Raw genomic sequence first — 15,013 nt, forward strand, 5'->3', positions numbered from 1 at the left:
ATTAGGCATTTGATCGATGCGCAAGCGGCGGCTGACTGTGGCGAAATCAACACACTAAATACATTTCGGCATGGACCCGCGCGCCGCATCTAGTCACGACGCCGGTGATTGTAAATAGTGAGCCGTCAGCTTTGACTGGAATCAAGATGCGGCTCTCGACGCTTCGCACGCTGTTGCTTGTGCTGGCGATGGTCATACAGACCTTCGCCGGCGGAGCCGGCTTGGCGCGCGCCGCTTCGATGTCTCCCGAGCAGACGCTCTCAGTTCAGTGCCATGAGCTGCGCGGTGACGCACAGTCCGCGCCCAACGACAAATTGGGCCATCGGCGCCACTGCCAGTCATGTCTCCTTTGCGGCGGCGCGCCTCCAGCGGCCTGGGTTTCATCGCTCCCGGATTATGTGTTCGCGCCGGGCGAGTATGAGCTGATCGACGCGCCGTCCCACGCCGCGCCGCCGCTTTTCGAGCGCTCATCGCGGGCGCATAGCGCGCGAGCGCCGCCTTTCCCACGCATCTGAGGCCGCCCGCGCGCGAGCGCGCGTTTGCGGGGCCTCGATCTGCTGGCAGTCAGCCTCCACGTCACCCGTTCGCGTGTGCTTGCGTCCAACCAGGCGCAGCCGCTTCCCATGCCGACCCGCGTCGGCGTCCAAGGAATACAGTCATGATCCCTCGCTCGCGCCTCCTCGGAGGAGCCTCCTTCGCCGTACTTAGTCTCTTCGCCGCCTCCGCCGCCGAGGCGCAGCAGGCGCTTCCCACCATCAGTATCGGCGGCGCGCGCGGCCCCGTCCGGCCGGGTCCGGTGGGCCGCCCCGTAGGCGGACGGGGACTCGTGACGGCCACCGCGCCAGCGGTGGGGCCCGCCGGACCAGATCGGTATGCCGAGCCGAAACCGGCGCCGTTCAGCCGCACGCTGCCCACCAACATTCCGGCGGTGGTCGAGAGCCGGACGCGTCAGGAGATTTTCAAAACCACGAACATCGTGACCTCGGCGGACGCCTTCCGATACCTGCCGTCGATCTGGGTGCGCGAACGCTATCCCGGTGACCGAAACGCCGCCGTTTCAGGACGCACCACGGGCACGATCGAAACCGCCAAAACGCTCGTCTACGCCGATAACGTGCTGCTCTCGAATCTGCTCGGCAATAGCTTCCAGTTCGCGCCACGCTGGGGCATGGTCTCGCCCGCCGAAATTTCGCGCATCGACGTGATCTACGGACCCTTCTCTGCGCTCTATCCCGGCAACGCTATCGGCGGCGTGTGGACGATGACAACACGCATGCCGGACAACTTTGAAGTTCGCGCTTACGGGACGGAGAATCTGCAGCCCTACAACCTTTTTGCCCGCAAGGAACTGAATTTCGGCGGCCTTATGAATATCCTGGTGGGCGACCGGATCAACGACTTCAGATATTGGGTCGGCTACGAATACCTCGACAACCAGGCTCAAGCCCAGTTTTTCCCGACCTTCCCAAGCCCGACAATCACGCCGGGCACAGCAGGGACGCCCGTTTTTGGCGGCGTTCTGGGGTTCAATCAAGAGGGTTTGCCAAGCCTCTATAGCGGCGCGACAGGCGCCGAGCATGTGCAAAGCCACATGGCGAAAGTCAAACTTTCGTATGACGTCTTGCCGCTCGTACGGGCAAAATATCAGGTTGGCTTTTGGAATTTGAATACAGATGCCTATGTTCAAACATTCGTTTCCGACAAGAACGGCGTCCCGATCTACGATACACAGAACGGCCTTCTGAGGGTCGGCGGCAACTTTCAGGCTCGGCCAGGCGGCATAAATCCTGCGCATGACGGCGCCAGCCATCTGATGCAAGCGCTGGAGTTGCGAAGCGACACGGGGGGCGAATTCGACTTCGATCTCTCGCTGAGTTCGTACAATTTCCTGCGTGATTTCGACAACCGGGCGCAGTCATTCGGACTTCGCCCCAACAACAATGTGAACAACTATTTTTACAACATCGATCCGCGAGGGTTGAACGTCAACAACGGCGGCACCTACTGGCGCACAGTCGACGCGCGCTTTATTTGGCGTCCCAAGGATGACTTTCTGAGCACTCACGAAGTGTCCTTCGGCGCGCATGGCGACCAATACAGCCTCGCAACCACCCAAACGAGTACTGTCGTGTGGCCAAGCAATTATCCGCTGTCGCTTCAGGCGGTCAATTTCGGCAAGACGCAGACGGCGGCGATGTATATCCAGGATGTCTGGAAATTCATGCCGGACTGGAAGTTGATCGTAGGAGGGCGCGGCGAGTTTTGGCGCGCAATGGACGGTTCAACCGCCACTGGCGGCTTCGGCAACGCCACCAATCCCCTGGGACAGCCGCTCGTCGGACTTCCCCTGGCGCGCGCCAACGGGCAAATCTATCCAGACGCCCGGAAGAGCGCTTTCTCGCCGAAGGCGGCGCTTGAGTGGCAGGTGACGCCGGAATTCAATCTGCGTGGTTCGATGGGGCGCGCCTACCGCTTTCCGACGGTCACGGAACTGTTCCAGGCGATCTCCAACCAAACGAACACGATCGTCGTCAATAATCCAAACCTTCAAACCGAAATCTGCACCTGTTACGATTTGACTGGGCAATACAGATGGGTTGACGCGTTTAACGGTTCCATTGGGCTGTTCAATCCGCGCATCAGCCTGTTCCTCGACGAACGCTGGAACGCCATCGTCAATCAGCGAATCACAGGTCCCTTCGGCGTGGGAGTGAGTTCTCAGGCGAACATCGACAGGGCGCGGTTCCGGGGCATCGAAGCTGCGGCGGAGATGAAGGACGTATTCACTCCGGGCCTCGACTTTTCCGGCGGCGTGACATTTACCGACTCGAAAATCCTGTCGAACCTCTCATCCTACGACTTCACCGGAAATCCGTCGTTCCTGAACTTCGCCAATGGCGTTCCCGGCATCTTCTTCGCGGGCCGTCAGTATCCGCGCATACCGCGCATCCGAATTCGCGGCGTGGCGACCTACAGCCCCACGCCAGACCTCTCGTTCGCGCTCGGACTCCGCTACTCATCCGCCGCATTCGTCAGTCTCGCCAACACGGATTGGAATCACAACACCTACGGCAACTCGGATAGTGAGATCCTCTTCGTTGACACCAAGGTGCGCTACAGGTTCACGCCCAATTGGACGGCCTCTGTCGGTGTCAACAACATCGGGAATTGGAAAGCCTACACAAACCCCAACCCCTATCCGCAGCGCATGTTCTTCTTCAGCCTTAACTATGATCTGGGCGCGCCCGAAAACGGCGGCGCCACTGTTGCGGGCCTTGGCGGCGGCGGCGTCGGAGCGCCGGCGAGCGGACCGGGGGGAAATCCCTAAGGCTGCGAACCCCGCGCAGCCTGCCTCGGCGCGTAGGCTGCGCGTGATTTCTCCGTTGCTGAGCTTCCGTCTTCCTGAGACGCTTTGCCGCGGAGAGGCGGTCGCGCCAAGATTAACTTGTCGCGGCCTTCGCTTTTTGCTTACATCATGGCGCGCATGTGAATTTCGCATGCGCGCCGATTCCGGGACTCATGGCTTTATGCGTCGTAACTGGCTGACAGTTCTGCTGTTCGCGCTTGCGCTGACCGTTCAGGCCTTCGCGCCTGCGGCGGCGCGCGTCGCGTCGCAGCTGGGCGCAGGCGACGCGGTCAGCGAGTTTTGCTTAAACGACGTCGCGTCGAGCGACCAGTCCCAGGCGCCGGCCCACCTCAAGGGCCATCGAGACGCCTGTCTTTTCTGTCAAAGCTATTGCGATGGCGCCGCGCCTCTAGCCGCGCGCGTCATTCATCTTGGCAAGGCGCCCGTCCAGTGGACAGCGCTTGATTGGACGGTGGCGGACCGCGCCCTGCCGACCCACCTGCAGGACTATTCCCGACAGGCGCGAGCGCCTCCCGCCAACTCCTGACCTTCGCACGCTGACGCGCCGCTTTGCGCGCCTCGCCCGGACTCCGGGCGCGCGCAGCTTGGGGCGCAGCATCAAGGACAACGCCGCCTCAAGCGGCGGATCGGGAGTAAGCCCATGTTCCGTAAACGTAAGCCGAGCGGCCGGGAAAGCGTCGTCGCCGGCGCGACGCTCGAATCTCTGAACGCGCGCGAACGCGTGCAGCCGAGCCACGCGCCCGGCATGGCGGCGCTCGCCGCCATCGTGCCGAGGCCTCTGTGGCCGGGGAACGACCAGCGCGTCATTCGCCTCATCGACCTCGAACGCCGCGCCCGCTTCTCGCGGGCTTTGACCGACGCGACCTGAACCGATGCCCCCGTCGGCTTTCAGGCTCGCTACGCTGCGCCGCGCGCAGTCGCGGCTCGGGGCGACGCTGCTGTTCTTGGCGGCGTCGCTCTGGGCCGTCGCGCCGCTTGCGCGCGGCGTCGCCGAGTCGGGCGTCGGCGGCGGTCTGGTCGCTCAACTCTTTGTCTGTTTCGCGTCGGGGTCCTCCCAACCCGACGCGCTTGCGGGGCGGCTGGGCCCCAAAGACGATCGCTCCGCCTGTACCCTCTGCCAGGCGTTTTGCAGCGGTCTTGCGCCCCTTGCGGCGCGGCCCGGCCCGATCGGCGCGACGCCCGTCCCGAGCTTCAGGCTCGCATGGACGGTGGCGGACCGCGTCGCGCCGACGCCCCGACCCGACCCTGCCAACCGGCAGCGCGCGCCGCCGTCGGCATAGACACTGGTCGGGATCGGCCTGCGTCGGCGTCGATGCTCTTCTCGCGCCGCCGCCGCGGGCCGCCGCTCAGATCTCGCGGATTCCGGAGCGAACGCTTTCCAAGGGGCATGCTGATGAACGAACTGATCACGGGCGTCGTGCTTGAGACGCTTTGCGCAATACTCGCCGCGTCCTATTTCGTCGCCGAATGCGCGGTGCAGGAGACGAAGGTTTCGATCCGCCGGAAAAGGCGGGGAAGTCCTCAGGCTTAAGACTCAGCCGCGCGCGGCCGCCCAAAGCCCGCGCGCGAGATCGTCGATGAGATCGTCGGCGTCCTCGAGTCCGACGGAAAGGCGCAACAGCCCCTCGCCGATGCCGAGGGAGGCGCGCGCCTCCGGCGTCAGCCGCTGATGGGTGGTCGTCGCCGGATGGGTGATGAGGCTCTTAGCGTCGCCGAGATTGTTCGAAATCTTGACGACTTCGAGCGCATTGGCGAGCTTAAAGGCGGCGGCCTTGCCGCCTGTCATGTTGAAGCTCACCAGCGTGCCGCCGCCCGACATCTGACGGCGCGCCAGATCGGCCTGCGGGTGATCGGCGCGAAACGGATAGAGCACGCGGCTGACGGCTTTTTCCTCGGCCAGAAAATCCGCGATCTTGGCCGCGCTTGCGGTCTGCTGCCCGACGCGCAGCGGCAGGGTCTCCAAACCTTTGAGCATCACCCAGGCGTTGAACGGCGACATCGCCGGCCCGGTCTGACGCAGAAAGTTGTGCACGCTCTCCTCGATCAGCGCCTGCGAAGCGAGAATGACGCCGCCGAGACATCGGCCTTGGCCGTCGATGTGCTTGGTGGCCGAATAGACGACGACGTCGGCGCCGAAGTCGAAGGGCTTCTGCAGGAGTGGGGTCGCGAAGACATTGTCGACGACGAGCTTCGCGCCGGCTTCATGCGCGATGTCGGCGATGGCCTTGAGGTCATAGACCTCGAGGCCGGGGTTGGTCGGGCTTTCGAGGAAGAAGAGCTTCGTCTCCGGCCGGACGGCGGCCTTCCATTGTTCGAGATCTGCGCCGTCGACGAGCGTCGAGGCGATCCCCAGCCGCGGCAGCAGATCCTCGACGACGTAAAGGCAGGAGCCGAAAAGCGCGCGCGCCGAGACGACGTGATCGCCCGCTTTCAGTTGCGCGAGCAGGCTCGCGGTCACCGCCGCCATGCCGCTCGCGGTCGCGCGGGCGGCCTCTGCGCCTTCGAGAAGGATCATGCGCTGCTCGAACATCGCCACGGTCGGGTTCGAGAAGCGCGAATAGATGAAGCCCGGCTCTTCGCCTTTGAAACGCGCCTCGGCCGCCTCCATCGTCGGATAGGCGAAGCTCTGCGTGAGATAGAGCGCCTCCGACAGCTCGCCGAAGGAAGAGCGCTGCGTACCGCCATGCACGAGTTGCGTCGCTGGTTTGAGCGGCCTGCGCGGCGGGACGTTGGCGGACATGCGTTCTCCCTCGGCGCCGGTCGCGCCATCTCTGATGCGCGCCAAAAGGCGCTGCTGCGCAAAAGCGGGGCTTCCTTTGGGAGACCCGGCCTTTTAGCGCGTTGTTTTTCGTGGCGGCAAGCCGGCCGGCTCAAATAACCACGTCGGCCTATAGAGGCCAGAGCGGCCCAAACTGTCAACAGCCTCGGCTTGAAAGGCGTCGCGATTTGGCGCTTATCCGCTTCAACAATGGCGAACGGGGCGACACGAATGAGCGGCGTGCTTTCCAGTCGGCAGATCCTGGCGATGGCCGACGCCGGCCAGATCCGCCTCGCGACGCCACTGGCGCATGGACAGGTTCAGCCGGCCAGCCTCGATCTGCGGCTCGGGCCGAAGGCCTATCGCGTGCGCGCGAGCTTTCTGCCGGGCAAGCGCCGCAGCGTCGACGAACTGCTCTCGGCGCTCAAATATGACGAGATGTCGCTCCAAGGCGACGGCGCCGTGCTGGAGCGCGGGTGCTTCTATGTCATTCCGCTTCTGGAAAGCCTGGCGCTGGACGGCACCGTCGTCGGCGCCGCCAATCCGAAAAGCTCGACCGGCCGGCTCGATATTTTCACGCGGCTGATCACGGATCGCGGCGATCGCTTCGACGAGGTCGCCGCCGGCTATCGCGGCCCGCTCTATGCCGAAGTGTCGCCGCGCAGCTTTTCCGTGCGCGCGCGGATGGGCTCGCGTTTGAACCAGCTGCGTTTTCGCGCGCAAGGGCAGGGCGCCGCGACGCTCGGCGACGCAGCCCTTGCAGAACTGCATCGCAAGGCGCCGCTCGTCGACGGGCCGCTCAATCTGCGCGACGGCGTCGTGCTGCGCGTCGCGCTTGACGCCGGCGCGTTCGGCGGCATCGTGGGCTATCGCGCCCAGAAGCACACCGACGTGATCGACGTCGATCGGATCGCAGCCTACCGCATCGACGATTACTGGGACCGTCTGCCGGCGCGCGATGGCCGCCTCATCCTCGATCCGGGCGATTTCTACATCCTCGCCTCGCACGAGCGGCTGGCGATTCCGCCCGATCTCGCCGCCGAAATGGCGCCGATGGACGCCGCGATCGGCGAGTTTCGCGTGCATTACGCGGGCTTCTTCGATCCAGGCTTCGGCGCTGGCCCTGACGGGCGGCCTGGCGCGCGCGCCGTCCTCGAAGTGCGCTCGCGGGAAGTGCCCTTCATTCTGGAGGACGGCCAGTTTATCGGCCGACTCGTTTACGAGCGCATGGCGGAAACCCCGGAGGCGCTCTACGGCCAGAGCGGCGTGTCGAATTACCAGGGGCAGGGGCTCAAGCTCTCGAAACATTTTATGGTGGAGTGACTGCGACGAGACCGTTTGCAGCCCGACAAGCTTCGCTTGAAGTTGGAATACGTTGTCTTACAATGAATACGTGTCTTCGTTGAGGTCGAGATAGCCATGGCCACAGTCCCCTTCACGCTTCGCATCGATGCGGCGGTTAAGAAGCGCCTCGAACAGGAGGCCAAACGCGAGGACCGGTCGGCGGGCTATATCGCTCAGCAGGCTATTCGCGCCTATGTCGAGGCGAAAGAGCGTGCGCGAGCGGCGATCCGCGACGCAGAGGCTGAAGCGGACAAAGGCGTTTTCATTTCCAGCGCTGCTATGGACAAATGGGTGCGCTCGTGGGGTTCGGACGACGAACAGGCTCCACCCGAACCGGATATCATGCCTCGCCGCTGACATATGGAGATCGTTTATCTTCCATCTGCAGTGGCCGGGCTCGACTGGTTCCGGCGTTACTACGTTCAGGTTTTTCCAGAGGGCGAGAAGCGCGCGATCGCCCAATATGAAAAGATGAAAAAAGTCCTGTTGGCCGCCCCCTTCGCCGGCCATCCGACTGGCGAGGGCGATACGCGCGAATATGTGATGCCAAGAACGCCTTTCTCAATAATCTACCGGGTGCGTGGTGAGCAGATTCAAGTTCTGCTCATCCTCGATAATCGTGCAGATCGCTCGCCGATGACGTAAAGAGCATTTCTCTTAGTCATGCCCTTAAAATTCAAAGATGGGCGCTCGGAATTTGAAAGAAGGGGGCGTCCGATGCACAACATGTTTTTGAGCGCCGCGCTCTCGTTCACGCTCTTGGCGTCTTCGCTCGTGGCTCCCGTCGCCGCTGAAGAGATCGGCGCATCCAGCGCAAAATTCTGGTCGATTCCGAGCGTGGATGCGCTGCCTTACGACGCCCGCAGCCGGCTCATTCGTCGCGGGCGCGATCTCGTCACCGCGACCTATTCCCATATCGGTCCCGACATGCCGGACCGCGCGCAACGCTTCGCAGGCAACAACCTCGCCTGCGGGAACTGCCATCTCGACGCCGGCGTGAAGAAATTCGGTCTGCCGATCTTCGGCCTGGCCGCGGATTATCCCGCCTATAGCGCGCGCGCCGGCTCAGAAATCACGCTGCAGGAGCGCATCAACTCCTGCATGACGCGCAGCATGAATGGCCGCCCGCTGCCGAACGCCTCTGAGCCGATGCGCGCCATCGTCGCCTATATTCAGTTTCTGTCGTCGGGCGTGCCCAAGGGCGAGAAGCTCTCGGGCCTTGGCGCCGGGACCATGCCGGAGCTCGACCGCGCCGCCGATCCCCGGCGCGGGCGCGACATCTATCAGGCGCGCTGCATCGGCTGCCATAACGTCGACGGCGCCGGCGTGCAGAACAGCCTGCCGGGGCTGGGCGCCGGCTACGCCTTTCCGCCGCTCTGGGGCTCGGACAGTTTCAATGACGGCGCCGGAATGGCGCGGCTGATCACGGCGGCGAATTTCATCCATTCCAACATGCCGGACGGCGTCGACTATCTGCATCCGCGGCTCTCGCCCGAAGAGGCCTGGGACGTCGCGGCGCTGATGGTGTCGAAGCCGAGGCCGCATCGCGCCGGACTGGAAAAGGACTTCCCCAACCTTTTGAACAAGCCGATCGACGCGCCTTACGGCCCCTACGCCGACGGCTTCTCCGAAGAGCAGCATAAATACGGGCCCTATGGGCCGATCCGCGCGAAGCTGATGGAAATCGAAAAGGAGAAGCGGGAGGCGCTGAATCCGAATGTGAGATAGCGCCGGTAGGATGGCGGGTTTGCCTCACCCTCATCCTGAGGAGCCGCGGAGCGGCGTCTCGAAGGACGAGGGTGAGACGAAACTTGCGCAAGATTGGCTTCCTCGTCCTTCGAGACGCGCCCTACGGGCGCTCCTCAGGATGAGGAAGCCTTCGCGGGACCAAGCGCCGGTCCGTTGAAACCAGCCGCCAGCCGCGTTACACAAGGTGCGCGCGGGCGTAGTTCAGGGGTAGAACGTCAGCTTCCCAAGCTGAATGTCGTGGGTTCGATTCCCATCGCCCGCTCCAAACCTCCGGCCTGACGCCTCCGGCCTGACGTAAGTAAAGACGGCGAGCCGTCGTCCATCGCCGTTGAGCATTGTCGCCAAAAGTGCGAAGCGGTTGCGCGACTGAATCACGCCCGACCGAAAGCGACTATGCCGCAAGCCGCTCATGCTCACGCTCCCGCCGCGCCGCTCAGCGCCCATAAATCCGGGCCGCTTACGGGCCGTGTGCGTCCGCCGGGCGATAAATCGGTTTCCCACCGCGCGCTGATCTTCGGCCTGCTCGCCATTGGCGAAACGAAGATCGAGGGGCTGCTCGAAGGCGAGGACGTGCTGCGCACGGCGCAGGCCTGCCGCCAGCTCGGCGCGAAGATCGTGCGCCACGCCGACGGGCGCTGGAGCGTCTGGGGGGCGGGACTTGGCTCGCTCCTGCAGCCCACGGAAACGCTCGATTTCGGCAACGCCGGCACCGGCTCGCGACTGATGATGGGCGTCGTCGCCGGCCATCCGATCGTCGCGCGCTTCGATGGCGACGCCTCCCTGCGCAAGCGGCCGATGAAGCGGATTCTCGATCCCTTGGCGCTGCAGGGCGCGCAGGTCCTGGAGCAGGCCGAGGGCGGGCGGCTGCCGCTTGTTCTGCAAGGATCTAGCGAACCCCTGCCGGTCGAATACAAGACGCCGGTCGCCTCGGCGCAGATCAAGTCGGCGGTGCTGCTGTGCGGCCTCAATTCGCCGGGCCAGACGACGGTGATCGAGGCCGAAGCCTCGCGCGACCACACCGAAAAAATGCTGGCGCATTTCGGCGCCAAGGTGACGAGCGAAGCTTACGGCGCGCATGGCCGTAAGATCACGCTCGAAGGGCGACCAGAGATGACGGCGCGCGAGGTGCGCGTGCCCGCCGATCCTTCGTCGGCGGCCTTTCCGCTCGTCGCCGCGCTGATCGTCGAGGGTTCCGACGTCGTGATCGAAGGGGTGATGACCAATCCGCTGCGCAGCGGGCTCTTAACGACGCTGCAGGAGATGGGCGCGGATATCAGCCTCGAGAGCCGGCGCGAGGAAGGCGGCGAAGAGGTCGCCGACGTTCACGTGCGTTTCTCGCAACTTGCCGGCGTCGACGTGCCGGCGGCGCGCGCGCCGTCGATGATTGACGAATATCCGATCCTCGCCGTCGCGGCGTCCTTCGCCAGGGGCGAGACGCGCATGCGCGGGCTCTCCGAATTGCGCGTCAAGGAATCGGATCGGCTCGAGGCAGTCGCCGCAGGCCTGAAGGCCAATGGCGTCGACTGCGAGATCATCGGCGACGATCTCATCGTGCGCGGCGGCAGGGTCGTCGGCGGCGGGATTGTCGAGACGCATCTCGACCACCGCATCGCCATGAGCTTCCTCGTCATGGGGCTGGCCGCGGACAACAAGGTCACCGTCGACGACGAGACCATGATCGCGACGAGCTTCCCCGCATTTCGCGGGTTGATGGAGCGGCTTGGAGCGCGATTCTCGTGAGCTTCGTCATCGCGATTGACGGCCCCGCAGCGTCGGGAAAAGGCACGCTGGCGCGTCGGCTCGCCGCGCATTTCGGCCTGCCGCATCTCGACACCGGTCTGCTTTACCGCGCCACGGCCTGCGCGCTGCTCGAGGAGGGGCTGCCGCTCGACGATGTCGAGGCGGCGGTCGCCGCGGCGCGGAGCCTGTCGCTGACCGATTTCGACGAGTCGCGGCTGCGCGCGCGCGACATGGGCGAAGCGGCCTCGGTCGTCGCCGCCATGCCCGCGGTGAGGGCGGCTCTCGTCGACATGCAGCGCGGCTTTGCCTCGCGGACCGAAGGCGCCGTTCTCGACGGGCGCGACATCGGCACGGTGATCTGTCCCCAAGCCAGAGTGAAGATTTTCGTCACGGCCGCGCCGGAGACGCGCGCCACGCGCCGTGCGCTCGAGCTTGCGCGCGGGGGAGAAGAGGCGGACTACGCGGCCATTCTCGATGATGTGAAAAAGCGCGACGCGCGCGACAGCGCCCGCAGCGCCGCGCCGCTAAAGGCGGCGCCCGACGCCGTGACGCTCGACACGAGCGACCTCGATATCGAGGAGGCCTTCGCCGCCGCTCTGGCGATCGTCGAAGCGCGGCGCTGAACGCCGCTCGCGCGGCGGCCGCCAAATCCGTCGCTACTGTGACTGCTCAACGGGCTGCAGCGGAAGATTGGGCTGCGCCGCCGCAAGCAGCGCTACGATCTGCGACTGCGTGTTCGAGCCGGTTTTTGCGAACACCGCCTTCAGCTGGCTGCGAACCGTGCTCAACTTCACCTTGTGACGTTCGGCGATCTCACTGAGCGTCAGCCCCTGGGCGAGACTGCCCGCCACGCGCGCCTCGGTCGGCGTCAAGTCGAAGAGGCTTTGCACCAATTCGGCGTCGAGCGCGGCTGGCCGCGTCAGCGGCGTGATCGCCAGCACGCCAAGCCCGCCGCCGAAGAGGTCGCGCGCTTGGCCGGTCACCGGAATGAGGTGCATCACCACCGGTCGATCGCTCGCCCCTTTGGAGGGAAAGGAGCGCACCGAGGTCGCCGCAGGATTGCCCAGATCGGCGATGGCCTTCCGCAGCAGCTTGTCGGCGGCGGGCTCGATGAGTGCGATCCGGTCGCGGGGCATCCAGACATGATGCGAGGTGAGGTCCTCGATCAGCCCGTTGGCGGCGAGCACGCGGCCTTCGACATCCAGTATCGCCGCCGGAACGCCCAGCGTCGCGAGCGCTTCGGTCGCCGAGCGCAGCCGCTCGAGCCGCCAACGCGCGGCGAGCAGACCGGCCCGGGCAAGATGCGGGCGCAGCGCGTCGAGGCGGGCGACTTCGGCGCGCCCAAAACCCGCATCGCCCTTTCGCCGCTTCACCTGAAACACCACGAGATCTCCATTGGGGATTGGCACGGCGGTGGCGGCGCAATGGTGAATGCCGTTAGGCGCGCACCATTCCTTGATGACCGGCTCCTCGGCGTATTCGGCCTCGGTGAAGCCTTCCTGGTCGGTGACGAAACCGGCACGGTTGAAGGCGAGCAGCCGGCCGAGAACCTGGCTCCGCTGAAGGCCGCCGCCGCTGAAGAAGGCCTCGGCGCCGTTTTCGAGAGCGCCCGAGCAGCGCCACCCGAGCCAGGCGTCGGCGCGACGGGCGATAAGCGCGCCGCCAGCGGCTTCCGCCGCCTTGCCAATATCATGCATGATGCGCGGCCAGCAGTCGGGGTCTGCGGCGGCCTGGTAGATGTCATCGACGATCGATTCGAAATCCGGCATGCGTAAATCCAACAGCTTAATGAAACTCAATCCGACCATTTTGAAGCAAGCGGCGGCGCTCGTCCACTGGCGCGGGGAGGGCGAAAAACGGGTCTCGCCGGGAGGCGAATGACATTCAAGGAACGACGCGCCTTCCGTTTTGCGCCCTCGCCGAACGGCTATCTGCATCTTGGCCACGCCTATTCAGCGCTTTTGAATTTTGATTTCGCGCGCGGCTGCAACGGGCGTTTTCTGTTGCGAATCGAAGATATCGATACGGGCCGGGCGAGACCCGAGTACGAAGCGGCGATCTATGAGGATCTCGCCTGGCTGGGGCTCGATTGGGAACGCCCCGTCCGCCGCCAGTCCGAGCATTTCGGCGATTATGCGCGCGCGCTTGAGCGCCTGGACGAGATGGGACTCATTTACGCCTGCGACTGCAAGCGCTCCGACATCGCTAGGGCTGCGGCGGCGAAGCCGGGCTGGCCTCGGGACCCCGATGGTTCGCCGCTCTATCCGGGAACGTGCCGCATGAAGCCGCGGCGACCGGCCCGCGAGGTTCTCGCGCAAGGCGGTGGGGCGGCCTTGCGGCTCGACATGCGCATGGCGTCGACGCTCGGGGGCCAGGGGCTTGCGTGGCGGGAATTCGGCCCGCTCCCTTCGTCCTCAGGACAAAGCGCGGCCGACGAGCCCGTTCAAGCGGCTTCTCATGAGCGTGGATCAGCTCGCTGCGCTCGAAATGACGAAGGACGGATCGTTCGCGCCGATCCGGCGCGATGGGGCGACGTCGTCCTCGCCCGCAAGGATACGCCCGCGAGCTATCACATCGCCGTCGTCGTCGACGACGCTCTCCAGGGGGTGACTGACGTGGTGCGCGGCAGGGATCTCTTCGAGGCGACGAGCCTGCACCGTCTGCTGCAACGCCTGCTCGACCTGCCTTCGCCCGACTATCTGCACCACGGCCTCATCCTCGACGAGAAAGGCGAGAAGCTTGCGAAGAGCGTCGCGTCGACGGCGCTGCGCGACTTGCGCGCGCGAGGGTGCACGCCGGCCGACGTGCGTCGCCGGATAGGCCTATAGAATCGGAATGCCTAGACGCGCGGCGACTGAGCGCAGTCGCTGTCCTTGGTCGACCCGGATCGACGCGTCGACGAGAATCACCCTGGGCCAAGTCGCCGTCTGGGTCCATGACGGGCTCAGCATGTGCGTCTGCGCACGAACATTTACTTAAGGCTCCGATAGCTTTCGATCATCGAGTTCAAAGCGGCAGGGGAGAGCGAAATGTTCGAGATGATCCAACGCCTGATCGACCAGGAAGCCCAGATCTGCGTTCCGGCGGCCAATCTGACGCCGCGCGCCAATCTCTATGAATTGGGGATGACGCCCTATACGGCGATCCGCCTCCTGCTGGCCGTTGAGCGCGAATTCCGCGTCGAGTTCCCGCGCGATTCGCTCAACCGCCAGGCGATGGCGACGATGGAGAACATCATTCGCGGCGTGCGCGCCAGCCAGTTCGCTCCGGCCTACGAATGGCGTCAAGCCGCCTGAGCGCGTTTGCGGACCGCCCGCGCTTACGCGAGCGGCCAATCAGAACGATTGAAAAGCTTAACGAGTCTGGCGGGTCGCCACTTTGGCGCTGTTGTTGTTCGGCGCCTTCGCCATCAGCCCATCGATGCGATCGCGCTCTTTCCGGAAGTCGGCGAGCAGCCGGCCCTCGATCTCGCGCGTGCGCGCCAGCTTGACGCGCATCGGATCGACGAAATGGCCGTTGACCATCACCTCGTAGTGAAGATGCGGTCCGGTGGACAAGCCGGTCGATCCCAGGAAGCCGATCACCTGGCCCTGTTTGACCCTTAAGCCTTCCTTCACGCCGCGCGCGAAGCCCGACATGTGATTGTAGGTCGTGATGTAGCCATTGGCGTGCTGGATCTCGACCCGGCGTCCATAGCCCGAATCCCACTGCGCCTTGATTACCGTGCCGTTGCCGGCGGCGAGAATCGGCGTGCCGATCGGCGCCGCCCAATCAACTCCCGTGTGCATTTTGTAGTAGCCGAGGATCGGGTGACGGCGCATGCCGAAGCCCGAACGCGTCTCGCCGATCGAAATCGGCTTGCGGACGAGGAATTTGCGGCTCGAGCGGCCGTTCTCGTCATAGTAGTCGAGCAGCCCGTCGTCGGGCGTGAAGAAGCGGTAATACCGGTAGGTCTCGTTGCGGGTGATCAGCGAAGCGTAGAGCAGGGCGTCCCGGCCAACGCTCGCGCCTTCCTCGGCTTCGTCGTAGAACACGTCGAACGTGTCGCCGGCGGC

General features: G+C 64.7%; 17 protein-coding genes, 1 tRNA gene and 1 riboswitch (1 of these 19 only partly in view). Of the genes, 15 read left to right on the plus strand and 3 right to left on the minus strand.

Annotation, left to right across the window (positions count from 1 at the left end; genetic code table 11):
• Positions 1–131: 131 nt before the first annotated feature.
• The 6 genes from AC0X69_RS00070 to AC0X69_RS00095 all read left to right on the plus strand — a co-directional run bounded on the left by AC0X69_RS00070 (position 132) and on the right by AC0X69_RS00095 (position 4,898).
• A complete protein-coding gene (locus AC0X69_RS00070) occupies positions 132–515 on the plus strand; it encodes a hypothetical protein (RefSeq protein WP_482610145.1) in 384 nt (127 codons plus the stop codon).
• A gap of 143 nt (positions 516–658) precedes the next feature.
• Positions 659–3,328, plus strand: a complete 2,670-nt coding sequence (locus AC0X69_RS00075; RefSeq protein WP_482610147.1) for a TonB-dependent receptor — start codon at positions 659–661, stop codon at positions 3,326–3,328.
• A 169-nt stretch (positions 3,329–3,497) separates the two neighbouring features.
• Entirely contained in the window at positions 3,498–3,893 is a 396-nt protein-coding gene (locus AC0X69_RS00080; RefSeq protein ID WP_482610149.1) for a DUF2946 family protein, read from the plus strand.
• A gap of 114 nt (positions 3,894–4,007) precedes the next feature.
• The gene (locus AC0X69_RS00085; RefSeq protein WP_482610151.1) at positions 4,008–4,235 is read left to right on the plus strand and encodes a hypothetical protein; all 228 of its coding nucleotides are present in this window, start codon (positions 4,008–4,010) and stop codon (positions 4,233–4,235) included.
• A gap of 4 nt (positions 4,236–4,239) precedes the next feature.
• Complete coding sequence (locus AC0X69_RS00090) at positions 4,240–4,647, plus strand: hypothetical protein (protein ID WP_482610153.1); 408 nt, start codon at positions 4,240–4,242, stop codon at positions 4,645–4,647.
• Between the two features lie 113 nt (positions 4,648–4,760).
• Entirely contained in the window at positions 4,761–4,898 is a 138-nt protein-coding gene (locus AC0X69_RS00095) for a hypothetical protein (protein ID WP_482610155.1), read from the plus strand.
• Between the two features lie 3 nt (positions 4,899–4,901).
• Here the strand turns inward: AC0X69_RS00095 and AC0X69_RS00100 are convergent, their stop codons facing one another.
• Positions 4,902–6,107, minus strand: a complete 1,206-nt coding sequence (locus AC0X69_RS00100; protein WP_482610157.1) for an O-succinylhomoserine sulfhydrylase — start codon at positions 6,105–6,107, stop codon at positions 4,902–4,904.
• A gap of 73 nt (positions 6,108–6,180) precedes the next feature.
• Positions 6,181–6,259, minus strand: a riboswitch (SAM riboswitch).
• A gap of 97 nt (positions 6,260–6,356) precedes the next feature.
• On the opposite strand from AC0X69_RS00100, the gene AC0X69_RS00105 reads away from it, so the two are divergent.
• The 7 genes from AC0X69_RS00105 (at position 6,357) to cmk (ending at position 11,581) form a co-directional block, all read left to right on the plus strand.
• A complete protein-coding gene (locus AC0X69_RS00105) occupies positions 6,357–7,448 on the plus strand; it encodes a 2'-deoxycytidine 5'-triphosphate deaminase (RefSeq protein ID WP_482610159.1) in 1,092 nt (363 codons plus the stop codon).
• Between the two features lie 96 nt (positions 7,449–7,544).
• On the plus strand, positions 7,545–7,826 hold the full coding sequence (locus tag AC0X69_RS00110) for a CopG family ribbon-helix-helix protein (protein WP_482610161.1): 282 nt from the start codon (positions 7,545–7,547) through the stop codon (positions 7,824–7,826).
• 3 nt (positions 7,827–7,829) lie between these two features.
• Positions 7,830–8,114, plus strand: coding sequence for a type II toxin-antitoxin system RelE/ParE family toxin (locus AC0X69_RS00115; protein WP_482610163.1), 285 nt, complete (start codon positions 7,830–7,832; stop codon positions 8,112–8,114).
• Positions 8,115–8,186: 72 nt separating this feature from the next.
• Complete coding sequence (locus AC0X69_RS00120; protein ID WP_482610165.1) at positions 8,187–9,197, plus strand: c-type cytochrome; 1,011 nt, start codon at positions 8,187–8,189, stop codon at positions 9,195–9,197.
• Positions 9,198–9,408: 211 nt separating this feature from the next.
• Positions 9,409–9,483 (plus strand) — tRNA-Gly (locus AC0X69_RS00125).
• Positions 9,484–9,611: 128 nt separating this feature from the next.
• Entirely contained in the window at positions 9,612–10,958 is a 1,347-nt protein-coding gene (aroA, locus tag AC0X69_RS00130) for a 3-phosphoshikimate 1-carboxyvinyltransferase (protein WP_482610167.1), read from the plus strand.
• On the plus strand, positions 10,955–11,581 hold the full coding sequence (cmk, locus tag AC0X69_RS00135; RefSeq protein ID WP_482610169.1) for a (d)CMP kinase: 627 nt from the start codon (positions 10,955–10,957) through the stop codon (positions 11,579–11,581). The genes aroA and cmk overlap by 4 nt, the downstream gene beginning before the upstream one ends.
• Positions 11,582–11,614: 33 nt before the next feature.
• On the opposite strand, the gene AC0X69_RS00140 is transcribed toward cmk, so the two are convergent.
• Positions 11,615–12,727 carry a helix-turn-helix transcriptional regulator gene (locus AC0X69_RS00140; RefSeq protein ID WP_482610171.1) on the minus strand — a complete coding sequence of 371 codons (1,113 nt, stop codon included), beginning with the start codon at positions 12,725–12,727 and terminating at the stop codon, positions 11,615–11,617.
• Positions 12,728–12,835: 108 nt separating this feature from the next.
• Here AC0X69_RS00140 and gluQRS point away from each other — a divergent pair, with 108 nt between their 5' ends.
• Positions 12,836–13,786, plus strand: a complete 951-nt coding sequence (gluQRS, locus tag AC0X69_RS00145) for a tRNA glutamyl-Q(34) synthetase GluQRS (RefSeq protein WP_482610173.1) — start codon at positions 12,836–12,838, stop codon at positions 13,784–13,786.
• Between the two features lie 201 nt (positions 13,787–13,987).
• Positions 13,988–14,254, plus strand: a complete 267-nt coding sequence (locus AC0X69_RS00150) for a phosphopantetheine-binding protein (protein WP_482610174.1) — start codon at positions 13,988–13,990, stop codon at positions 14,252–14,254.
• 57 nt (positions 14,255–14,311) lie between these two features.
• On the opposite strand, the gene AC0X69_RS00155 is transcribed toward AC0X69_RS00150, so the two are convergent.
• Positions 14,312–15,013: the end of a M23 family metallopeptidase gene (locus AC0X69_RS00155; protein WP_482610176.1), read on the minus strand. 1,317 nt of this gene lie beyond the right edge of the window; 702 of the gene's 2,019 nt are visible here — the last part of the coding sequence; the start codon falls outside the window, past its right edge; the stop codon is at positions 14,312–14,314.

It is taken from the genome of Methylocystis sp. Uni0008, from assembly GCF_056838045.1.